26 protein-coding genes and 1 pseudogene are annotated in these 20,836 nt (G+C 62.4%); 13 read left to right on the forward strand and 14 right to left on the reverse strand.

Annotation, left to right across the window (positions count from 1 at the left end):
- Positions 1 to 301 precede the first annotated feature (301 nt).
- The gene (locus tag HRU92_RS20855; protein WP_164854832.1) at positions 302 to 910 is read left to right on the forward strand and encodes a BTAD domain-containing putative transcriptional regulator; all 609 of its coding nucleotides are present in this window, start codon (positions 302 to 304) and stop codon (positions 908 to 910) included.
- On the opposite strand, the gene lhgO is transcribed toward HRU92_RS20855, so the two are convergent.
- Positions 907 to 2,103 (reverse strand): L-2-hydroxyglutarate oxidase, encoded by a 1,197-nt coding sequence (gene lhgO / locus HRU92_RS07305; protein WP_173087979.1) that lies wholly within the window; start codon positions 2,101 to 2,103, stop codon positions 907 to 909. The genes HRU92_RS20855 and lhgO overlap by 4 nt on opposite strands.
- A gap of 222 nt (positions 2,104 to 2,325) precedes the next feature.
- On the opposite strand from lhgO, the gene HRU92_RS07310 reads away from it, so the two are divergent.
- Positions 2,326 to 2,922: an NAD(P)-binding domain-containing protein gene (locus HRU92_RS07310; RefSeq protein WP_173087981.1), complete on the forward strand. Its 597-nt coding sequence runs from the start codon at positions 2,326 to 2,328 to the stop codon at positions 2,920 to 2,922.
- An 8-nt stretch (positions 2,923 to 2,930) separates the two neighbouring features.
- On the opposite strand, the gene HRU92_RS07315 is transcribed toward HRU92_RS07310, so the two are convergent.
- On the reverse strand, positions 2,931 to 3,518 hold the full coding sequence (locus tag HRU92_RS07315; RefSeq protein ID WP_172123525.1) for an SOS response-associated peptidase: 588 nt from the start codon (positions 3,516 to 3,518) through the stop codon (positions 2,931 to 2,933).
- Between the two features lie 132 nt (positions 3,519 to 3,650).
- On the opposite strand from HRU92_RS07315, the gene HRU92_RS07320 reads away from it, so the two are divergent.
- Positions 3,651 to 3,956, forward strand: a complete 306-nt coding sequence (locus HRU92_RS07320; protein ID WP_172123526.1) for a hypothetical protein — start codon at positions 3,651 to 3,653, stop codon at positions 3,954 to 3,956.
- Between the two features lie 484 nt (positions 3,957 to 4,440).
- Complete coding sequence (locus HRU92_RS07325) at positions 4,441 to 5,658, forward strand: MFS transporter (RefSeq protein ID WP_172123527.1); 1,218 nt, start codon at positions 4,441 to 4,443, stop codon at positions 5,656 to 5,658.
- Between the two features lie 5 nt (positions 5,659 to 5,663).
- Here the strand turns inward: HRU92_RS07325 and HRU92_RS07330 are convergent, their stop codons facing one another.
- From HRU92_RS07330 to HRU92_RS07340, 3 genes are all read right to left on the reverse strand, one after another.
- A complete protein-coding gene (locus HRU92_RS07330) occupies positions 5,664 to 6,227 on the reverse strand; it encodes an NAD(P)H-dependent oxidoreductase (protein WP_172123528.1) in 564 nt (187 codons plus the stop codon).
- Between the two features lie 85 nt (positions 6,228 to 6,312).
- The gene (locus tag HRU92_RS07335) at positions 6,313 to 6,822 is read right to left on the reverse strand and encodes a transcriptional regulator (protein WP_173087983.1); all 510 of its coding nucleotides are present in this window, start codon (positions 6,820 to 6,822) and stop codon (positions 6,313 to 6,315) included.
- Positions 6,823 to 6,825: 3 nt separating this feature from the next.
- Positions 6,826 to 8,079 (reverse strand): mechanosensitive ion channel domain-containing protein, encoded by a 1,254-nt coding sequence (locus tag HRU92_RS07340; RefSeq protein WP_248307050.1) that lies wholly within the window; start codon positions 8,077 to 8,079, stop codon positions 6,826 to 6,828.
- A gap of 153 nt (positions 8,080 to 8,232) precedes the next feature.
- Here HRU92_RS07340 and uvsE point away from each other — a divergent pair, with 153 nt between their 5' ends.
- Positions 8,233 to 9,270 (forward strand): UV DNA damage repair endonuclease UvsE, encoded by a 1,038-nt coding sequence (uvsE, locus tag HRU92_RS07345; RefSeq protein ID WP_172123531.1) that lies wholly within the window; start codon positions 8,233 to 8,235, stop codon positions 9,268 to 9,270.
- A 17-nt stretch (positions 9,271 to 9,287) separates the two neighbouring features.
- On the opposite strand, the gene HRU92_RS07350 is transcribed toward uvsE, so the two are convergent.
- Both HRU92_RS07350 and HRU92_RS07355 read right to left on the reverse strand, forming a co-directional pair.
- Complete coding sequence (locus tag HRU92_RS07350; protein ID WP_172123532.1) at positions 9,288 to 9,584, reverse strand: hypothetical protein; 297 nt, start codon at positions 9,582 to 9,584, stop codon at positions 9,288 to 9,290.
- 88 nt (positions 9,585 to 9,672) lie between these two features.
- Positions 9,673 to 10,017, reverse strand: coding sequence for a hypothetical protein (locus HRU92_RS07355; RefSeq protein WP_127753387.1), 345 nt, complete (start codon positions 10,015 to 10,017; stop codon positions 9,673 to 9,675).
- A 162-nt stretch (positions 10,018 to 10,179) separates the two neighbouring features.
- On the opposite strand from HRU92_RS07355, the gene HRU92_RS07360 reads away from it, so the two are divergent.
- Positions 10,180 to 10,491, forward strand: coding sequence for a hypothetical protein (locus HRU92_RS07360; protein ID WP_127753388.1), 312 nt, complete (start codon positions 10,180 to 10,182; stop codon positions 10,489 to 10,491).
- 212 nt (positions 10,492 to 10,703) lie between these two features.
- Positions 10,704 to 11,057 (forward strand): annotated as a pseudogene (locus HRU92_RS07365) (cell wall hydrolase); the annotation flags it as partial.
- A 9-nt stretch (positions 11,058 to 11,066) separates the two neighbouring features.
- Here the strand turns inward: HRU92_RS07365 and HRU92_RS07370 are convergent.
- The 3 genes from HRU92_RS07370 to HRU92_RS07380 form a co-directional block, all read right to left on the reverse strand.
- Positions 11,067 to 11,654 (reverse strand): DUF2076 domain-containing protein, encoded by a 588-nt coding sequence (locus HRU92_RS07370; protein ID WP_173087985.1) that lies wholly within the window; start codon positions 11,652 to 11,654, stop codon positions 11,067 to 11,069.
- Positions 11,655 to 11,734: 80 nt separating this feature from the next.
- A complete protein-coding gene (locus tag HRU92_RS07375) occupies positions 11,735 to 12,382 on the reverse strand; it encodes an exopolysaccharide biosynthesis protein (RefSeq protein WP_349236870.1) in 648 nt (215 codons plus the stop codon).
- Between the two features lie 118 nt (positions 12,383 to 12,500).
- The gene (locus tag HRU92_RS07380; RefSeq protein WP_127753392.1) at positions 12,501 to 13,241 is read right to left on the reverse strand and encodes a glycosyltransferase family 2 protein; all 741 of its coding nucleotides are present in this window, start codon (positions 13,239 to 13,241) and stop codon (positions 12,501 to 12,503) included.
- Positions 13,242 to 13,371: 130 nt separating this feature from the next.
- Between HRU92_RS07380 and HRU92_RS07385 the strand changes: the two genes are divergently transcribed.
- Positions 13,372 to 13,908, forward strand: coding sequence for a hypothetical protein (locus HRU92_RS07385; RefSeq protein WP_127753393.1), 537 nt, complete (start codon positions 13,372 to 13,374; stop codon positions 13,906 to 13,908).
- A gap of 106 nt (positions 13,909 to 14,014) precedes the next feature.
- Positions 14,015 to 14,635, forward strand: coding sequence for a transglutaminase-like cysteine peptidase (locus HRU92_RS07390; RefSeq protein ID WP_248307051.1), 621 nt, complete (start codon positions 14,015 to 14,017; stop codon positions 14,633 to 14,635).
- Between the two features lie 45 nt (positions 14,636 to 14,680).
- Here the strand turns inward: HRU92_RS07390 and HRU92_RS07395 are convergent, their stop codons facing one another.
- The gene (locus HRU92_RS07395) at positions 14,681 to 14,998 is read right to left on the reverse strand and encodes a hypothetical protein (protein WP_127753394.1); all 318 of its coding nucleotides are present in this window, start codon (positions 14,996 to 14,998) and stop codon (positions 14,681 to 14,683) included.
- Positions 14,999 to 15,112: 114 nt separating this feature from the next.
- Here HRU92_RS07395 and HRU92_RS07400 point away from each other — a divergent pair, with 114 nt between their 5' ends.
- Complete coding sequence (locus HRU92_RS07400) at positions 15,113 to 15,796, forward strand: hypothetical protein (protein WP_172123534.1); 684 nt, start codon at positions 15,113 to 15,115, stop codon at positions 15,794 to 15,796.
- A gap of 5 nt (positions 15,797 to 15,801) precedes the next feature.
- Here HRU92_RS07400 and HRU92_RS07405 read toward each other — a convergent pair whose 3' ends face one another.
- From HRU92_RS07405 to HRU92_RS07415, 3 genes are all read right to left on the reverse strand, one after another.
- Positions 15,802 to 16,020, reverse strand: coding sequence for a DUF3126 family protein (locus HRU92_RS07405; RefSeq protein ID WP_127753396.1), 219 nt, complete (start codon positions 16,018 to 16,020; stop codon positions 15,802 to 15,804).
- 98 nt (positions 16,021 to 16,118) lie between these two features.
- Positions 16,119 to 16,946: a serine O-acetyltransferase gene (gene cysE / locus HRU92_RS07410; RefSeq protein WP_248305088.1), complete on the reverse strand. Its 828-nt coding sequence runs from the start codon at positions 16,944 to 16,946 to the stop codon at positions 16,119 to 16,121.
- A gap of 79 nt (positions 16,947 to 17,025) precedes the next feature.
- Positions 17,026 to 17,796, reverse strand: coding sequence for an alpha/beta hydrolase (locus tag HRU92_RS07415; RefSeq protein ID WP_172123535.1), 771 nt, complete (start codon positions 17,794 to 17,796; stop codon positions 17,026 to 17,028).
- A gap of 143 nt (positions 17,797 to 17,939) precedes the next feature.
- Between HRU92_RS07415 and HRU92_RS07420 the strand changes: the two genes are divergently transcribed.
- The 3 genes from HRU92_RS07420 to HRU92_RS07430 all read left to right on the forward strand — a co-directional run bounded on the left by HRU92_RS07420 (position 17,940) and on the right by HRU92_RS07430 (position 20,836).
- Positions 17,940 to 18,185 (forward strand): zinc-finger domain-containing protein, encoded by a 246-nt coding sequence (locus HRU92_RS07420; protein WP_172123536.1) that lies wholly within the window; start codon positions 17,940 to 17,942, stop codon positions 18,183 to 18,185.
- Between the two features lie 21 nt (positions 18,186 to 18,206).
- Entirely contained in the window at positions 18,207 to 19,400 is a 1,194-nt protein-coding gene (locus tag HRU92_RS07425) for an FAD-dependent monooxygenase (protein WP_172123537.1), read from the forward strand.
- 125 nt (positions 19,401 to 19,525) lie between these two features.
- The gene (locus HRU92_RS07430; protein ID WP_127753401.1) at positions 19,526 to 20,836 is read left to right on the forward strand and encodes a TCR/Tet family MFS transporter; all 1,311 of its coding nucleotides are present in this window, start codon (positions 19,526 to 19,528) and stop codon (positions 20,834 to 20,836) included.

The following is a 20,836-nucleotide window of genomic DNA, read 5'->3' on the forward strand; positions in this document are numbered from 1 at the left end:
ACACCAGTCAATCCGCGCAAACCACTACAATAATAGACTGACTGTTGCCGCGACCCATCCGCTACGATCACCGTCGTAAGGAGGGCCGACGAGTTAGGCGTGTCATAATTGCTAAACTACAGATCGTAAGCCGGAACCCGGGGGGGATATCATGTATGTGATAGACGGCCGAACGGCACAGGTGTCGATTTTTACCTTCGGAAATTGCCATGTGCAATCTTCGGGCAGGTTGATCAATCCACCGTTCAACTTGCTGCGAATTTTGGTCTACATCCTGCTTGAAGGACACGGAAAACCGGTTGTGCGACGGCGTATCGGCGATCTGATCTGGTCGGACAATGGCTCCGAACAGGCCAATGCCGATATCCGCCAAACGGTGGCGCGTATCCGCAAGTTCCAGGACGACAACAACTTCGAGTTGTTTTCTGCCGATCAACAGATGGCCTGGCTTAATCTGGACCAGAACATCTATATCGACTTGGCCGAATTCTTGGATATCGCCGCCAATCCCACCTCCAAGGGCTGCGTGCGGATGTGCGAGATCTATCGGGGGGAACTGCTGGAATCCCTGCGCTCGGCGGGCGAAGGGTTCGAGGAGTGGCTGGCCTTTCAGCGAACTGCCCTGCGTTACGAATTCATCAGTGCGGTCTCCCAGGCCATCGAGCTCGACACCGATCTAACGGCTCAGGAGCGCCATGCCTGTGCCACCCGCTTGCTGCAGATCGACCCATATCATGAGGGCGCCCACCGCGCCTTGATGTATGACGCGGCTGCCAAGGGCCAGTTCTCGTTCGTCAAGCAACTCTTCAATGATTGCAGCAAGCGGCTGCGGGAGGAGCTGGGTGTCGGGCCCGATGACGAAACAGTACGGCTTTACCGCGAACTGATCAGCAGAAGCCCTACCGCCTAGTTCGCCGCTTCGAGCACTTCGCGCGCGATGTGCTCGCCGATCGGCAGGGCCGATGTTGCTGCGGGAGACGGTGCATTGCACACATGCAGCATGCGCTCCCCCCGCAGCAGCAGGAAATCCTGCACCATGGTCCCGTCGCGCCGCACCGCCTGCGCCCTGATGCCCGCCGGCATCGGGGTCAGGTCTTGAAGGGTCAGCGACGGGCAGTACTTGCGGCACGCCTCCAGATAGCGCCGCCGGAACAGGCTATTGGCCATTTCCTCGGCGCCCGCCCGAAAATGGCGGCCCATCGTGCGCCAGAACCCCGGAAACCCCACCGCTGCCGCGATGTCGGGCAGGGAGACCGCGCCCTTGTTGTAGCCCTCGCGCGCCAGGCCCAGCACCGCATTGGGCCCTACGCTCACCCCACCGCCGATCATCGGCGTCAGGTGAATGCCCAGAAACGGCAAATCGGGGTCGGGCACTGGATAGATCATGGCCTTGACCACCTGGTCGCGCTGGCTGGCGAGCCGGTAGTATTCCCCGCGAAACGGCACGATGGCAAAGTCTACCTCAAGGCCGGCGAGGCGCGCCACCCGGTCCGATTGCAGCCCGGCGCAGGCGACCAACTGCCCTGCCGTGAACGGCACGCCTCCCGCTGACAACTCCACCCAGCGGCCGCGCGCCTGAATATAGTCCGCCGTGGTGGATAACCGGATCTCGGCCCCCGCTTCGGCCAACTCGGCCGCCAGCGCCGCAAGGATCTGCTTGTAGCCGACAATGGCCGAACTCCTGACCAGCAGGGCGCTCAGGCCGGTGATATTGGGCTCCATCGCCTCAATACCAGCGCGGTCGAGCAACTCCACCGCAATCCCGTTTTCCTGCGCCCGCTGGTGCAGCTTGGCCAGACGCTCCTCCTCAAGTGCATTGGTCGCCACGATCAGCTTTCCGCGTTCCTCAAAGGCAATGCCCTGCTCGCGGCAATATTGCTTGGTCCGCGCCATTCCCTCCTTGCACAGCCGGGCCTTGAGGCTCCCCGGCGCATAATAAATGCCCGAATGGATCACCCCCGAATTGCGACCTGTCTGGTGCTGTCCGAGGCTGGCTTCCTTTTCCAGCAGCACCAGCGTAGCGCCTGGCCGCTTGGCCAACAGCGCCTTGGCCGTCGCCAGGCCGACAATGCCGCCCCCGATCACACAGAAATCGTAATGCATGCTGCTCGGTCCGCTTTGGCGCGCGATCGCTCGAGGGAGGGATGCTCACCACTACGCTCATCCTCGCTTGCCCGCCAAGCCAATCATAGTGATTGCCCGGTTAATCCCGAGCCGGCGCCGCGATGAACCCATTGCGCCGCCTCCGCGTTTATCGCCCTTGCCGACCGCTCACGCCGATCCCATTGTCGGTGCTATCCGGCTCATACCCCCTGGAGGTTGCCCATGCGTATCGCCGTATTTGGAACTGGTGAGGTCGGTTCGGCCGTTGCCGGCAAGCTCAAATCTCTCGGCCATGACGTCGTGTTCGGCTCGCGCCATCCCCGCCCTGATCAGGATGGCATCCCCGTCCTCAGCCATTCGGAGGCGGCCGAGCATGGCGAATGGCTAGTCAATGCCCTTCACGGCGAAGACGCCATGGCGATCCTGCCGCCCCTGCCCCTTGCCGGCAAGCTCCTGATCGATGTCGGCAACTTCCAATCCGTCATCACGGGTCCCCTCACCCATACGCTGGGCGAAAGCTTGCAGAACGCGCTGCCCGACACCCGTGTGGTCAAGACGCTCAACTTCGTCAGCGCCCAACTGATGGGGGCCCCCGAACGCCTGTCGGCGCCCCACACTATGTTTATTGCGGCCAATGACGCAGGAGCCCGCGCCGCAGTCATCGAACTGCTGCAGGATTTCGGCTGGCGCGACATTCTTGATCTGGGCGACTTGACGGCCTGCCGGGCCATGGAAAGCCTCGCGTCCATGTGGATCCGGCTCTACGAGACCCTTGGCCATGTTTATTTCAACATCGCCATAGTCCGCGATCCCGTCTGAACGGGGCGCTACTCCGCCCCTTTTCGCACCACCTCTACCTGGAGCGAGCCTGCGGGCAACGGCGCCAGCAGTTCCGCTTCCGGCCGTGTCAGGAACAGCCAGGCTGCCCAGTCCTTGGGCCGCAACACGCAAATTTGCCGGTCATGGATCGGTGCTATGTCGGGGCCAGGCTCTGTGGTAAGCATGGTAAAGCTCAGGGCCCCGTCTTCCGCCTCGCTCCACAACCCGGCAATTCCCATCACAGGCGAGTCGTGCAGCGTAAAGCGGTACTTGGTCTTGGGATATTTGCTGCCGGTGAATTCAAAGAACCCGGACAGCACCACGACGCAGCGCCGGGAATCGGCAAAATGCCGCCCATCGGATTTGAAGTTGAACACGGGCCCCGCCTTGGGCCGCGGCGGCGGAAAGCCAAAGCGCATCAGCACCAGTTCCACCCCGTTGCCTGCGGCGCGCAGCACCGGCCCCTCATCGCCGATGCGGATATCATCGGCCCGGATCAGCGCCGCTTCGGGCTCCCCCGCTACGCCCACCTCCAGCGCCGCAATCGCCCGCGCATAGTCCGCCTGGCTGACATGTTGTTCATAGTCGTTGCACATAGCCGGGAGCAAACCACGCCGCCTCAACGGGTTCAACTTTTCTGCGAGGCCGTGCTGCCCCTCAAGGGCTGAAACCCTTCAAAACCGGGCCCTCCATCACCATATAAGTGGCTGAAAACCGGAGCTAAAAGGATGTTTAACGAAACCACGTTTCGGCGCCATGCCGAAGAAACCTTGGCCTTGTCAGCCAGGCTCAAGCAGGTCCGGCGCCTGTTCAAGACGGAAGGTGGTCACCTCACCAATGCCGGCCGCGCCATTGTCGCCGAGGGCCTCAAGCAGGGCATGACCACCGCCGATCTGGCCGAACTGCTCGAGGTCAATCCAGCCGTGGTGCGTTACCATGCCCGCCAGCTCGGCCACGCCCTCCAGGGTGAACTGCGCCTGCGCCCGGCCCGCCGCGATCACGCCGAACCCCAGCGCCTGCTCCAAGCAAGCTGACCCGTTCGCTCGATCTGGGCTAGGCCCGTGGGCTCCCGGCAAGCGGGGCCGCCCGCTCAACTTATCCCCGGTGCCAAAAGCTCGGTTATTGTTGCCCCATCTTCATGCGCAACTGCGCGGTCGCGACGAACGGTCGGGATGGGGACGCCGGATGGCATGGGGGTCGCTCCATGTCCTGTGGTTTAAAGGATGATCTGTGACCCGATTTGAGCCCCCGGGTTTGTCTTTCGGCACGGGCTTAAGCCGAGGACGGTCCTTTCCATAGAGTCTCCGGGATAGCATGGGGCAAGGCTCGCTTCACCTATACCTTTTGCCGGACGACCGGCACCGAGGCGATCCTTGCCCCATGTCGCAGCCGCTGGCCCTTGGCCGAGCGGAGATTTGGCACGTCCGCATTCCCGCCCCGCAAATAAATTGATCGCCATTGTCGCGCCCCCGCGGCCCCAATCGTCTATGATCAGGCACAAGCTTGGAGGAGCAGGCGATGGAGCGTGGTTATGGTTGGGTGATCGTCGGCGCCGGCGCCGTGATCACCTGTGTGGCGGCGGGCTCGATGTTTGCCCTGCCCGTTTATCTGCAGCCCATTGCCGATGACACCGGCTGGAGCCGCGCCGGCATCTCGCTGGCCATGACCATGGGCTTTCTCGTCATGGGTGTAGCCGGCTTTGCCTGGGGCACGGTCACCGACCGCATCGGGGCCCGTCCGGTTGTGCTGCTCGCCTCCTGCATCCTGGGCTTCGGGCTCCTCGTCGCCAGCCGCGCCCCCAATCTCCTGGTCTTCCAGCTGGCCTATGGCGGGGTCATGGGCGCCTCGATCGGCGCCTTCTTCGCGCCCATCATGGCCACGACGATCGGCTGGTTTAATCAGAACCGCGGCCTTGCCGTCGCGCTGGTGTCGATCGGCGGCGGCGTGGCGCCCATGGTCGTCACCCCGCTCGCCAGCGTGCTCATCACCGCCTATGGCTGGCGCTCGGCCATGCTGCTCACCGCCATTGTTGCCTGGGCCATTCTCCTGCCCACAGCCCTGCTGATCCGCCGCGCCCCGGCCGAAGCCCCCGCTTCCGAGCCAACTCAAAACGCTACCAGCACAGCGCCCAAGGGCTCGATCGGCACCGTGCTGCGCACCCCGCAATTCGTCGTCCTCGCTGGCACCTTCTTTCTCTGCTGTGCCGCCCATTCCGGCCCCATCTTCCACACCGTCTCCTACGCCATGCTCTGCGGCGCCTCCTCCCTCGCTGCCGCCAGCATCTATAGCGTCGAGGGCCTGGCCGGTCTCTTCGGGCGCCTGATCTTTGGCCTCCTCGCCGACCGGCTGGGCGTCAAGCGCATCATCATCGGCGGGCTCCTGCTCCAGGCAGCCGGCATCTACACCTATATCTATGTGACGCAGATCACCGACTTTTACATGCTGGCCGCCGTGCTCGGCCTCGCCTATGGCGGGGTCATGCCCCTCTATGCCGTGCTGGCCCGCGACTACTTCCCCGCCCATGTCATGGGCACGGTTCTGGGCGGCATCACCATGACCTCCAGCATCGGCATGGCCTTCGGCCCCATTGGCGGTGGCTGGATCTTCGACACCTTCGGCGATTACCACTGGCTCTATATCGCCTCCGCCCTGATCGGGCTTGCAGCGGCAGCCGTCGCCCTCGCCTTCCCACGCCCGAGCCAACCCTCCGGGGGGCTCGAGCCGGTGCCGGCCTGAGGGAGCTAAACGGCGCGGCGCACCTGCTCGAGATATTTCTCCCGCTGCGCCGCGCTCGACGTCTTGATCCCCCCGAACCGGGTGACCTTGACCGGCCTGATCCCGCAAAACTGCAGCACCGCATTCTTGACCGTCGCCACATCGCTGTTGCGATAAGCCAGCAGCAGATAGATCGAGGGCCCGTCCGAAGTGGTGAACAGTTGCGCGTCGCGCCCCTTCAAGAGCTTGTCCCAGAACGGGTCATTCTCGTGGTAGCTGAAGGCCTGGCCCGGCAGGATCGCCCGGTCGAAAAAGCCCTTGAGCAGCGCCGGCACCGATCCCCACCACACCGGATAAAACAGCACGATCCGTTCGCACCATTCGATATTCTCCTGCGCGGCCTTGAGGTCAGGCTCGAGCTCCTGGATCACCTCATAGCCGTGCCACAAAATGGGATCGAACTTGAGCTCCCCTAGATTGTGCCGGCGTACCTCATGCCCCTTGGCCTCTGCCGCCGCCTGGTAGGCATCGGCCAGCGCACCATTGAAACTCTCCGCATCGGGGTGTCCGAGAACAAGATAGATGCGCATGGCGGCCCTCCGATTTTTGGCATTGCCCGATCCTGCCGGGCCGTCTGCTGCCAGTGTTGATCAGCCAACTCCCTCGCGCAACCGCTCAGGCCTCGCCCAGCACCTTGCGCCATATCTGCCATTCGCGCCGGGCATCCTCCTGCGCCCGGTGGGCCACTGGCTGACTGTCCGCTTCCGCCCGCGCCGCTTCGATCACCGCCTGTGCCTCATCGGGCCCCAGTCCTCGACTTGCCGCGGCCTCAGCAAAGGCCAGGTCCGTTGCTTCCAGCCGCACCAGATGCCGTGGATGCCCTGCCGCTCGCAGCAACATGCTTAGCCAATGCCCATCCCAGGATGGGGCGCTGGCAAACACGCGGTTGCCATCCCAAAGCTGCAGCACCCGCTCGCAGGCTTCCGTCGCCTCAACACCCTTATCCACCAGCTCTTCCCGCGTGATATGGTGAATAGCTTCGGCACCCGGATCCCAATCGGTCCATCCCGGTGCCGGTTTGATCAGGAGACTTTCGCCGCTGCCGTCTTCCCGCACCCAGCCCACTTCGATCGGATAGCTCTGTTTTTCCAGCGATGATGCCTCGAAGTCGAGAAATACGAGCACGAGCTACACTTCCTTTTCGAGACGCAACGGGGTTTTGAACCGCACATCCTGCTGCGGGAACGGGATCTCGATCCCTTCCACTTTGAACGCGTCCCACAGCGCCAGCAGCACTTGCCCGCGCACATTGGTCAGCCCGTTTTGCGGATCGTTGATCCAGAACCGCAATTTGAAGTCCAGCGACGATGCTCCGAACGCGGTCATCCAGCACACCGGCTCCTTGAAGGCGCTCACCCGCTCGACCCCCCGGGCAGCGGCAATGGCCACGGCCGTGACATGATGGGGATCGGATTCGTAACTGACGCCGAACTCCACATCGATGCGCACATTCTGGTCCGAATAGCTCCAGTTGATCACCTGCTGGGTAATGAAATCCTCGTTCGGGATCAAATATTTGCGCCCATCCCGCGTCACCACCGAAACAAAGCGCGCCCGCAATTCGGTGATCCAGCCAAAGGTCTCGCCCACCTCGATCGTGTCCCCCGGCTTCACCGAGCGATCAAGGAGGATCAGGATGCCAGAGATGAAGTTGGACACGACCTTTTGCAGGCCAAAGCCGATGCCAACACCAACAGCGCCCGAAATCACCGTCAGGGCCGTCAGATCCACCCCGGTCGCTGTGAGCGCAAATGCGCCCGCCCCGATCACCAGCACAATGCGGATCAGCTTGGACAACAGCACCTTGCCCGAAGCCGACATATCATCGGCGCGCGCAATCCGGCCCTCGATCACATGGCTGATAAACAGCGCCAGCCACACGACCCCGGTGACCACCAGTGCCGCGCGGATCACCAGCAGCGCCGAAATGCGCACCTCGCCGATGCTGAACGCCAGATGATCGAGCGCTTGAGCCACGGGCGTGCCGATCCCTAGCACCAGCACGGCCACATAGATCCAGCCGATCGCCGCCACCACCTGGGCCAGGCTCCGATTGCGGATCAGCCGCGTGAGCACCGAAAGCACCAGCCAGGCCGCCGACAGCAGCAGCACGCTCGCCAGCAGCGCATCTGGAACATCGGCCGCGATCATGGTGAGCCGCATTACGAAGAGGACGACCACGAACACCACCCAGCGCGAGCGCCGGATCGTGGCAATCACCAGTCGCAGCAGGTCGGGGTTGCCCTTTATGCTCCGGCCCCAGCGCTCCAGCCGCCGCTCCAGCGCCTTGCCGGCAAACCTCGCGATCACCCAAGCCAGGGCGATGAGCACCGCCTGCAGCAGCGTCCACTCGTTCCAGTAGAGCCCAAGGAAATCGCGCATCCAGCGCTCAACTGCGTTTCCCCACTGCGCCCATTGCTGCGGCATCGTGCCTGGTCCCTCGCCTGCCAGCTTAACGAGGCAGCCGGTGAATGGTTGTCATCCGTCAAGGGAACGCGCCGCCGGGCGCGGCATTCCCTTCTCCGGAGGTACCGGATGGACAATTTCCCGATGCGCTTGGGCGTACCCGTCAAGATCATGGGCAAGCCCGATCTTAAGAGCAACGATGCCCGGCGCGCCCAGAACGCCCCGCATCTCAAAGTCTCGCTGGGGTACCTCGACGCCATCTTCGATTATCTGGTGGGTCACGGCATCCACATGTACCGCATGAGTTCGGACCTGGCCCCCTATGCCACCCACCCCGACATGCCGCTCTTTCATTCCATGGTGGCGGACAGCCGTGCAGAGCTTGCCGCCACCGGCGCCAAGGCCCGCCAGCTGGGGCTGCGCCTGTCCTTCCATCCCAGTCAGTTCGTGGTCCTCAACAGCCCCGATCCGGAGCTCGTGCGCAAAAGCGTCTGGGACCTGACCTCCCAGGCCGAAATGCTCGACGCCATGGAGCTTGGCCCCGAGGCCGTGCTGGTGATCCATGTCGGCGGCGTCTACGACGACAAGGAGGCCGCCCGCACCCGCTGGGTGGAAACCTGGAAGAGCCTGCCCGAGCCGGTGCAGCGCCGCCTCGTGCTCGAACACGACGACCTGCGTTTCTCGGCGGCCGACGTCTTATGGATCCACCAGCACACCGGCGTCCGGCTGATCTTTGACCACCAGCACTTCTGGTGCCTCAATCCCGAACATGCCGGCCTGCGCGAAACGCTCACCGCCATTCTGCGCACCTGGCCAGATGGCGTGCGCCCAAAGGTGCACTTCTCCTCCCCCCGCACCGAGATGCGACAATTGCCGCGCAAGGACAAGAAAACGGGGAAAGCCACAATGGTCAATGCCGCGCCGGTCTGGACGGGTCACGCCGATTTCGTCAACCCGTTCGAGTTCGCCACCTTTATGCGCACGGCGGCCGGGCTCGACTTTGACGTGATGCTGGAAGCCAAGGTCAAGGACCTAGCGCTGATCCGCCTCCGCCCGGACTTGATCCGCTACGCGCCCGATGTGGCCGAACGCTTCGGTCTCGTCCAAGCCCTCCAGGCGCAACTCGACAGCGAGCAGTCAAGCCTGCTCGAACTCGATCCAGCCTAACAAGGGACTCGAAGGCTTCAGCGCCAGTGCTGGGGCCAATACACGTCATCCCGATAATCGGCCGGGATCGGCGCCAGCCGGCAGATCGCTGCCGTGGCCAGGTTGATCTGGTCTTCCATCTGCCGGATCTCGGGTGGCATCTGCCGTCCGGTCACAAATGCCCGCCGTCGCCATTCATCGATCCGCAACAGGCGCAAGCGGCGCTCGGCTTCTGCCTCGACATCCTCGGCAAACACCGCATCGCTTGCCACCGGCCGCCGGGCCTTCGCAGGTCTTGTCCAGGCTGCTTCGAACACTGCTTCCGAATTGCGCATCACGACCTTCAGTCTGGCAGCGTTCCAGTGCTGCCCGTCCCGTAGATTGCGATGCGAAGGTTACAAATCTGCAAACGCTGGGCGGTAACTATTGAGGGGGGGTCTCGTGGTTCTGCGCCGCCTTGCGGTCGCGCCGCTTGCGCCGCCAAGTCGTCCATTTACGCGTGCCAGTCACAATCACGGCGTTCACCGGCCCCCGCAAAAACGGCAGATCGATCGCCAGCAGCAGCAAGCCCAGCGGCAGCATCCAGGCCCCCAGCACCGGCAGAAAGCTGAAGACGCCGCCAAGGATCAACAACACCCCAAGGGGGATCCGCACCAGTCGCGCTCCGGGCCGTCGAAGCCATTCCAGAGCCCTTGCGGCAAAATTGGGCACGCGCCGCTCCAACTTGTCGAACTGGCGAAACAGGCGAGCCTTGCTCTTGCCGGACATTGGGGCGTTCCTCTGATGTAAACGCCATATCGTGACGCCGCTCACGCAATCCAAGGGCAGCCCCTGCGGTTCCCTCCTCAGGGTCTGCAAAAAGCGCTGGCGGAACCCCAATCTTTCCCCGGTGTTGTGCAATCAGTTAAAACCACGGCGGAGCGTCACCCCATGGCCAATGTAACCGAGCATGCCCTGTCCCGCATCGAAGACCTTACCCGCCAACTGGCGCATCTGCGCAAGGAGCTTTCCGGTCGTGTCGCCCCTGCCCGCAAGGCGGGCTCGCATGCTTTGCACGATGCGCAGCATCAGGCGGCCGAACTGGCGCAGGATCTGGGTGAGTATGGTTCTGCAGCCGCCCATCTGCTTGGCCGCCAGGCCCGCCACGCCGGCAAAGCGATCAAGAATGACCCTGTACCACTGGTGGTGGCGCTTGGCACCTTCGTGCTGCTGTCGTCCCTCTTTGCGCGGCGTCGCCGCTGAGGAGGGCACGGTTAACCGGCACTTAACCGCGTTTGGCAGACTTTCCTTAAATATGTTCCGGCATTTTCGGTCTGGCATGCTTTTGTGCCACACACCGGAGTCCGCCGATGCGCGCTGCCACCAGAACCATTCTGCGCCTCGTCGCCGTAACCGTAGCCGCCTCAACTCTGGGCGGCTGCAGTTTTTTGGGCATGAGCTTCGGCACTGCCCGGCTCAGCGAAAAAGAATGCCTGATGCGCGCGATGTATTTCGAGTCCAACCGCTCGAGCTCTGAAGGCATGCTGGCGGTTGGTACCGTGGTAATGAACCGGGTCAATGACCCCCGCTATCCCAAGTCGGTCTGTGGCGTCGTCGGCCAACCCAAGCAATTCGCCCAGGGCGTGCTCAGCCGGAAGATGACGGACTCCGGCGCGATCCTGGCCGCCCAAACGGCCGACCAGGTCATGCGGGGAGCCCGCCACCCCGGGGTGCGGGGCGCCAAGCACTTCCACACCGCCGGGCTGCGCTTCCCCTACAACAACATGCACTATGTGCTCGAAGCGGGCGGCAACGAGTTCTACGAGAAGTACTGACTCCTAGAATTCGCCGCCAATATCGAAGTCGGAGTCGTCGCCGCCTCCAAAATCCTGCTCAGCATCTTGCTCGCTGCCGTTATCCCCGCCCGGCTCATCGGCGTTAAGCTCTCCGGCATGCGCATCTCCCGAAAACATCCCGGCAATCGCACTGCCCAGCAATACGCCACCGGTTATGCCCAGCGCCGTTTGCGCGGCGCCGGCCAGAAAGCCGCCGCCCCCGCCCATCCCCGGGCTGCGGCGCTCCTGGTAGTCACCACTGTCGCGTCGGCCCCAAGGCCCCTGCCGATTGTTTTGCTGCCCACTAGGTCGGTTTGCGTCGCCAAACACGCCGCCGAGAAAGCCGCCGCCCGAACCGCGCTGCGCCTGTGCCAATTCAGCTTCCAGTTGCTCGATGCGCTCCTGGGCGCCTTCCAGGGCGCGCTCCTGCACGATGATGGTTTGCGCCATGTAGTAGGGCGAGGCCGGCGCTTCGGTCAGCCGCTGCCGGATCAGCATCTCGGCTTCCCGGTCCCGTGGCGGGCTGTTGCGCGCCACCTGCTCGATGCGCTCGAACAAGCCGTCAATCGCGTAGCGGTCTTCGGAGTTCATGCTGACTCTCCCTTTCTGGATCAACAGGGAGGAAATGGTCACGCCGGGCAAGCGTTGCAACCATGCGACAAAGCGATGCCTCAGGCGCCGAAGCTGAACCCGAACACATGGCCGAGCACGAACAAGGCGCTCCACAGCAATGCCAGCGTAACGCCCCAAACAATCACCACCGCCGCCACGGCGCAGAACATGCCGATAAGGATCCACACCCCATCCCGTTGCAACACGCCCAGCGACAACACACAAATGGTGAAAGCCGGCAGCATATTTCCCAGTGGGATGGGCAAGAAGAGGATGATGGACAACAATAGGCACACAGCACCAACCACATATTCCGCCGGTGGTCGGGCCAGCATCTGCAGCCGTGGTCGCATCAGGCGTTCCGCCTTGCCGAGCCACGGCGCCGCCAGATTGGCCACCTTCTCGAACTCAGTGCGGGACAAGGAGCGGTTGGTGATCACCTTGGGCAGCCATGGCCGCTGCCCGAGCATGAGTTGGAACGCCAGGAAAATCAGCGGAGCCCCGAGCACCGCGGAGACACCGGGAGGCACCGGGATGGCATTGGGAACCGCGAACAGGAACATCAGTGCCCCGCTCGCCCGATGCTGCAGAGCTTGCAGCAGATCCCCGATGGAGATCCGCTCACGTTCCACATTCTGGGCGATGCCAAGCAGGATTGCAGATAATGGTTCCGGCGCGTCGGGCGCGGGATCTGCAGCTATTTCGATGGTCCGATCCTGGGTTATGGCATTCGCCTTTCGCTTGGGTCCGAACCCATACTGTCCCGCCCAAAATCAAAACGCCAGTGGCTTGTCAGCCGTAGGCCGATTTCTGCTTCGGTGGCAGTTAATTGCGGCGAATGTCGTTGTAGTCCTTGGTCACCGGCTTGCCCCGGAAGGTCACCCAGAAAAAGTTCAGCGTATAGGTGCCCGCGGTGCGGAACACGCCTTCCTTTTCCAGCCGCCGGCCCGATGTCTTCATCTTGAGCGCGAAGGTCCATTTCACGCCACCGACCTTGGACAAGCGCACCGCCACGTCGGTATCCTCGCCAAAGAACTGGATCGATCGGTCATAACCGCCGACCTGGGCCCAGGCGGCCCGCTTGAACACGAAGTTGCCGCCCTGCACCACCGATCCGACGCGCAGGATGAAGCGATTAACGATGTAGATGAGGTAGGTCAGCCCATAAAAGGCATTCACGAGTGCGCGGTTGAACCAGCTCATGTCATAATAGATATAGGGCCCGCTGAGGCAGACAAGCTTGGGGTCTTTGCCGAATTCGCGCAGCACCGTATCGATCCAGCCCTCGGGCACCATCGTATCGCTGTCGATATTGGCAATCAGTTCGGCGTTCGTGGCGTTGAAGCCAGCATCGCGCGCATTGACAAGACCCTTCTTGGGCTCATCCACCACGCGCACCGTGGGGAAGCTGCGCGCGATCTCGCCGGTGCGGTCGGTCGAGGCATTATTGACCACGATGATTTCGGCATCGGCACCGGACCGGGCAATCTCCGCCACCACCGATTCCAGGCACTTTCCGATCAGCGCTTCTTCGTTATAGGCCGGAATAACAAAGGCCAACTTCATGGACATGCCCCTTTTTGCGCACTGGCGCCGGGCCTTGGATTAGCCGCTGCCGTGCGCCAGAGCAACAAGCACCGCTGCCGCAGCAATGCTCGCTGCTGGTTTGCCCACCAAAAGCGGCTATGTTGACCTCATGACCCGCTTCGCCCCCGCCATTGCCCTCCTGCTTGTTACCGGCAGCACGATCCTGATCTCCGGCGCCCTTGCCGATGGCCGGGGTGATTGGCACGGCTATGCGTGGCAGAGCATCAAGGTGGCCGACTGCGTTCCGCAGCCCACCGGCACTCTCGCCTGCCCGCACTTTCACGAAAAGTGGGATTGGAAACGCGACCAATGGGTCGATATCACCATCACGCTTGATCGGGACCGCCAAACCCTGCATCTGCGCCAGCAGCTGAGCGACAATGACCGGCGCGACACCGACTATGTCTGCGTCACCGCCGTGGTGGTCGACGCCGAAGGCCACAACCTGGCTGTGCATCACCAGAACTGGCTGATACACGGTGGACAAAGCCGCGCAGCCGATTTCACCTATGCCAGCCCGCGTCTGCCGACGGCCACCAGCATCCAGATCGGCTCCAAGCAATGCCGCGACGGGGCGGGGCAGGACGACGATGCTTATGCCACCGTGCTGGCCCGCCTGGCCGAAGCACCAGGCCCTCATGGTTAACCAGCCCCTGCTCCAATCGATAAAACTCGCATAAAAACTACTCGGCAGTGTTCGGACCGGTGCAAGCGGCGCCTTCTAGTTTGGTCTCCATCGAGGAGATCACGCAATGCACCGCACCAAGATGGCTTTAGTTTCAGCCTTGCTCACCCTGGCCTTAGGCCTGGGAGCGGTGCCCTCCCAGGCGCTCGATCTCACCAATGTCGCTTATGTGCAAACCGCCACCGCTCCAACGAGCATCCCGGTCGGCCATGCCGAGTTCTGTGCCTCACGCCCGGCGGAGTGCCGGCCCAACACCGAAGTGGTCGCTGCCATGCCGTTGACCCCGGCGCGCTGGCAGCAGCTGCTCGATGTGAACACCAACATCAACACCACGATTGTTCCGGTCACCGACGAGATCCTCTACCAAGTCAGCGAATTCTGGACCTACCCCAATGGCTATGGTGACTGCGAAGACTTCGCCCTCGCCAAGCGCCGCGACCTGATCAAGGCCGGCTGGCCCGCCAGCACGCTGCTGATCACTGTGGTTCGGGAAGCCAACGGCAACGGCCATGCCGTTCTCATCGTCCGCACCGATCGCGGTGACCTTGTGCTGGACAATCAGGACGGCGATGTGCGGCTGTGGAGCGAAACGCCCTATCAGTTCATCAAGCGTCAGGCGCAGGACAATCCGGGTCAGTGGGTGGACATGATCGACAGCCGCGAGATGATCATCGCCGCCGTCAACTAGCCCCGGCAACAGCCAACAAAAAGGTAATTCACTCTGCTTGTCCCGTCAGAACCGGACGGCGACGTAGATGCTCATGAACAACAACCCCGTCACGAACGCCCAACCAAAGGCAACCATCGCCCCTACCAGCGCCGAGCCGACAGAGATATGGCCGCTGTCGCGCTCAAGGCCCATCTGCAACATGATATAGGGGCCGCACACAAAGCTCATCACCAAATGTCCCAGCGACACCGGCAATGTTGGGCCATCGACGCGAAGCAGCGCCTGCTCCCGCGCCAGCCATTGATAAAGGTGGGTACCGGCGCCCGCCACGCACAGCCCCACCCCAATTATGAATCCTGCCAGCAGCAATTCACTCGACATGTTTCGTGTCCCACCCGGACCGGGCCAAGCCCCGGCCATTAACCTTCCATTAAGCATATTGCGCGTCCAATGCGCTGTCACCCCGACCCTTAACACCTGGTTAATGCTGTCCACATGCAAACACGCTCAGCCTCGACCGCCATGTCCCAGGCCCCCTCGGTGGCCTATAATCTTGCCGGGATCGCGGTTCTGGTCTTGTTGCTGGCGGTAGGCGCGGCCTATCTGCTCGACGGCTTCACCAAGGCTTCTGCACCTGCCCAGCCGAACCATGCTGACGGGAATACGATTCGTCAGACCATTTCAGGACGTGAACTCACCATACCGGCGTCATGGTTCCGTTACGGGGAGCCAGTTCACGGTGGCTTTACCGACCAGATCGATCTGCGGGTGATGTTTGCGCCCCAAGGCGCGGGCAAAGCCTTGCCCGTTGACATTTCTCTGGTGCCCCGCAGTCGCGCTCGCACCAGCAGCACCTTGCTGGACGCAGTCTATCTGCACCAGTTCGGGGATGACACACTAGCAGGGGTTCCGGGTCTTGTCGGCAAGCCCCTGGGGATGGGTCAGGGCTATATGGGGGAAAGCGTCTGGTATGACGCGCTCTCACCCAACCCATTTGTCGCCAAATGCGCGGAGCCGGTCGAAGCGGGTACACCGCCCCGTTGCCTGCGCACGGTTTATCTCGGGTCCGGCATCGCTGCCGTCTATGCATTTGACGCCACGATCCTTGGATCGTGGCGCCTGTTCGATGCGGAAATGCGGCGCTGGCTTGAGCCGATCGGCGCCTGGCAGAACGGCTAGAAAACCTAGTTCACTTCATCCAGGTCGATATCGAGGATCGACATGTTGAAGATATAGGATTTGTCGCCGTCTTCGTCGTCGGCATGGATCAGCCCGATCGACTCATCGCCGATAAACACCTCAACGGAGTCGTTGAGCTTGGGACGCGGGCGCACGTCGATATTCTTGTTGCCGAACTTGGTTTGCAGGAACTTCTGCAGCTTGATGATCTCGGGATGGTTCACGGGCGTGGTGTCCTGCTGATTGGTGTTGGCCGCAATCTAGTCAGGAGACAAACGCGCACAACCCCGCCTGGTGGCATTTTAGCGGTAACAATCGCCACTCAGGCGTTGAGGTCGTGGACCAGCACCACCTGATCCATCACCAGCGCCGGCTGAGCGCACCCCGCTTCTCCAATGATCTTTGCCGGCACTCCGGCCACGGTGACGCGCGGCGGCACTTCCTTGAGCACCACCGATCCGGCGCCGATTCGCGAGCAATCGCCGATCTTGATATTGCCCAAGACCTTGGCGCCGGCGCCAATCAGCACACCATTGCCAATCTTGGGGTGTCGGTCTTGGTCCGACTTGCCCGTGCCGCCCAGCGTCACGTTCTGCAGCATGGAGACATTGTCGCCGATGACCGCAGTCTCCCCGATCACCAGCCCCGTGCCGTGGTCGAGCATGATTCCCTGCCCGATCACCACGGCTGGGTTGATGTCCACCTGGAACACCTGGCTCGCCCGGCTCTGCAGATAAAGCGCGAAATCGCGCCGCCCGGATTCGAACATCGCATGGGCAAAGCGATGGGTCTGAATCGCCTGGTAGCCCTTGAAGAACAATAGGGGCTCCACCGCCCGATGGCAGGCTGGATCGCGCTCGAGCGTGGCGGCAAGGTCCACGCGCGCCGCTTGTCCTATTTCAGGATGGTCAGCCAGAACTTCGCCAAAGGCCTGCCGGATCAGGTCGGCCGAAACATCATCATGGTCGAGCCGCGCCGCCAGCCGATGCGCCAGCGCCTGCTCGAAGCTATCGTGGTTGAGCACAGCGGAGAGCGCCAGGTTTGCCAGCGAGGGTTCATTGGCTGCAATCTGCCGGGCACCGGCGCGCACCGCTTCCCAAACGGGATCGACGATTTGCAGGTCAGCAGACTTCTTGGCGTTGCTGGTCACGGCCGCAGCTCCGTTCATCGGGAAGTGCCGATATAGGCCATTTCATTCTACAAGACAAAGCCCCAGCCGCGCTTTTGGTTCACGAACCTTGCTGAGCCGGGAAAGTCCTCCCCAGAAATTCTAGCGCAACGGCCTTGAACTTGGTGTCACCCGTCGCTCGCATATGGTCGCGTCGGGGAATCACGAAAGCTTCCCCTTGCGGCAGCAGCCCCGCCAGATCCTCGGGGGAGCCGGCCATTTCGTCCGCCTCACCAACCGCAACCAGCACGGGAACAGTGATGCGTCGCACATCGGCACGCGCCATCGGTTGCCGCGAGGTTTCCATGCAGGCGGCCAATGCCTCGCGATCGGACTTGGTGTGGTCGGCAAAGATGCGGAACTGGCGCGCAGTCGGATGCGTCAGCCCGGTAAGGCTCGGCGCTGTCAGGCCCGCGATGATGTCACTGCTATCGGTCAGCCCATTGATGAGGTTCATTCCAATGCCCCCGAGCACTAGCGCAGCCACCCGCTCTTCATGCTCAAACGCCATGAACGCTGCCACCCGCGCACCCATCGAGTAGCCCAGCACCGCCGCCTGTCCGATGCCGAGATGGTCCAGCAGCGCCACAGCATCGCGCACCATCGCGGTGGGATAGTAAGCCTCCGGATCATGCGGCCGGTCCGACTCGCCATGCCCGCGATTATCGATGGTGATGGCCTGGTATCCGGCTCCGGTCAGGGTCTCGACCCAGCCGGTGTCCACCCAGTTCACCTTGCCGCTCGAGGCAAAGCCATGGATGCACAATATGGGGGGACCTTCTCCATAGCTGGCAAAGGCAAGGCTCAGGCCATCCGATTCAAAGCGTGGCAAGTTCGCATCCTCTTGAGCTGATTGCCGTCCGGTTTTGCGGCATCGGCGCGTTAAAGCAAGCCCAAAGGCGGGCCGCCGTCGCCCTTTTCTTGTTGCTTGCCTTGCACTATGGTCCGGCCACTCCAATCACTCCGGGTCTGACCATGGCACACGGCACCACGCCTCACTTCCACAACACTGATGGCCTCGCCCAGATTGAGATAGGTGCCAAGGAGTTCCAGTGCATCGGCGCGTTGCCTCCCTTTGACCACCCCCACATCTACCTGGATATGGGCAAGGACGATGACGTTGTCTGCCCCTATTGCTCTACCCATTATGTGTTCAGCCCGACTCTGCCCGCCGGCACTGCCATCCCTCCCACTGCTGTTTACCGGGCCGATGTGATCTGAGGCATCGGCACGTTACGGAACATGCCAGCTTCTGGCCGCACATTCTTCATCGCCGGTGCCGGCATCGGCGGCCTGACCCTGGCTCTCGCGCTCGCTAAGTTCGGCGCTCACGTCGTTATACTGGAGCGGAGCCCTCGGCTGTCTGAGTTCGGCGCTGGGCTCCAAATCAGCCCCAATGCCCGACGTGTGCTCGACCGGCTCGGTGTCGGCGAGCTGATCAACGCTCGCGGCTTCGAGCCGGCCGGTATTGACGTTTATCCGTTCGGCCGTCCCGACCCGCTCGTAACGATGGAACTTGCGCCCTTGATGCTCGAGCGATTTGGTGCGGCCTATACGGTGATGCACCGCGCCGATCTCGCCGAAACGCTCTATGAGGCCTCGCGGCGCTTCGCCAATATCGACGTGATGTTTGGCGTGGGCAATTGGAACGCCCAGACCACCAAGGCCGGCGTCTCCCTCACGATCGAGGAAGCGGACGGCCAAAACCGCACCTTGCGCGGCGCCGCGCTGATTGGCGCGGACGGCGTACACTCCCGCACCCGCACCCAATTGCTGGGCGGTCCCGCCGCGACATATTCGGGTCGGATTGCTTGGCGCACGCTGCTCCCGCTCGATGCGCTGCACGGGCAGATAGCGCTTGATCGGGTGTCTGTGCTGTTCGGTCCCCACCTGCACCTGGTGTGCTATCCCCTGCCTCATCGAAACCTCGTCAACCTGGCGCTCTTCACCGAACACAGGGACGACAAAACTGCGCAGCATCCAACATTGGCCTTCAAGCCATCTCGTAGCCCGCGGCTGCGAGCGATCTTGGATTTGGCGGGTGATCAATGGACTGCGTGGCCCCTTTACACCGTCTCGACCGACACTTGGCACCGGGGGCCAATCGCGCTGTTGGGTGATGCCGCGCACGCCATGGTGCCGTTCCAGGCGCAGGGCGCAGCCATGGCGATTGAAGACGCTGCCTCGCTGGCGCCTCTGCTCATAGAGACCAATGATCCGGCCGAAGCTTTCATGCGTTACGCGGCACTCCGCCAGCCCCGGGTAAAAAGGGTAGCCAAGCTGTCACGCAAAAACGGCCGCATCTTTCACCTGCCCTGGCCATTCTCCAGCGCCCGCAACCTCGGCATCACCCTGCAGGGTCGCCGCGGCCACCTCAGGCGCTTGGCCTGGCTTTATGGTTTCGACACCGATGCGCCACAGCCTCGCCCCAGATAACGCTCTATTGCGGATCAAGAGGCGGGATGTTCGCTTCTGATCTGCCCTCATGCCCTTGCGTTGGGGAGCCTGCCTGTGTCAACTGCAAGCCGTTTCGACAGTAATTTCAATGGGAGCGCCCGCTCATGCAAACCGCGATCCGCTCCCGCCTGACCCTTACCTGCATCCTCGTAACTATCCTTCTAGATATGATCGGCGTCGGCATCATCGTGCCCGTGCTGCCCGAGCTGCTTGAGGAACTGACAGGCGGCGGTGTCGCGCAGGCGGCGGTCATCGGCGGCTATCTTGTGTTCGCTTATGCGTTTATGCAGTTCGTGTTTTCGCCCGTGCTCGGCAATCTGTCCGACCGCTACGGGCGCCGACCAGTCTTGCTGTGTTCCCTGCTCGGCCTTACCTTCGATTACCTGATGATGAGCATCGCGCCCTTCGTCTGGTATTTGTTTATCGGCCGGATCATTGCCGGCATCGCTGGAGCGGCGCTTGCCACGGCAACCGCCTATATGGCCGACATCACTCCGCCCCATAAACGCACCCAGCGCTTCGGCTTGATCGGTGCGGCATTCGGCCTCGGCTTTATTATCGGCCCGGTGATTGGCGGCGAATTGGGTGAAATCGGGCCGCGCGTTCCTTTCTATGCTGCAGCCGGCCTGGCCTTTGCCAATTTCCTGTTCGGCCTGCTGGTCCTCCCCGAAAGCCTGCCTAAGGCATCGCGCCGCAAGTTCGACATCCGCCGCGCCAACCCCTTCGGCGCGGTTGCCGCCCTTCGTAAATACCCGGCCGTACTCTGGCTACTCGCCGTGCTCTTCTTCTTGCAGCTGACCACTCAGGCGCTGCCCAATGTGTTCCCCTATTACGCTGTGGATATGTTCAACTTCACATCGTCCTCTATCGGCCGCACGCTGGGCGCATTCGGGGTCGGTTTCGCTATCAGCCAGGCTGTCCTGGCAGCGCCTTTGTCGAAACGCATCGGTGAACCTGCGGTCGGTATTATCGGGCTATTGGCAGCAGCAACGGCCTTTGCCGGCATCGCCTTTTCAGCGGATGTCTACCAGCTCTATCTGTTCATCGCCGTCGGAACGATCAGCGGGCTCGCCCCACCTGCCATCAACGGCGTGCTGTCGCGGCAGGTGCCAGATAACTCCCAGGGTGAACTACAAGGTGCGGTCAATGCCGCCAGCTCCCTCGCCACGATCATCGGTCCGCTGGCCGCCACACAGATATTTTCCTACTACACGAGCGCACCGGAATCCGGACACTACTTCCCCGGCGCTCCGTTCGTCGCCAGCGGCATCGCCGTGCTCGTAGCCTTGGTGCTCTTTGGCGTTGCCGCGTGGCGTTTCGAACTCAGCCATCGCCCGAGCGTGGCTAACCACCCCGTTGTTCCCGAAATGGCGCCGCCCGGCCAGCTGCGCACCCCGCCTCTGGACGAGAAATAA

The sequence above is a fragment of the Devosia sp. 1635 genome (assembly GCF_013185955.1).
Lineage (GTDB): Bacteria > Pseudomonadota > Alphaproteobacteria > Rhizobiales > Devosiaceae > Devosia.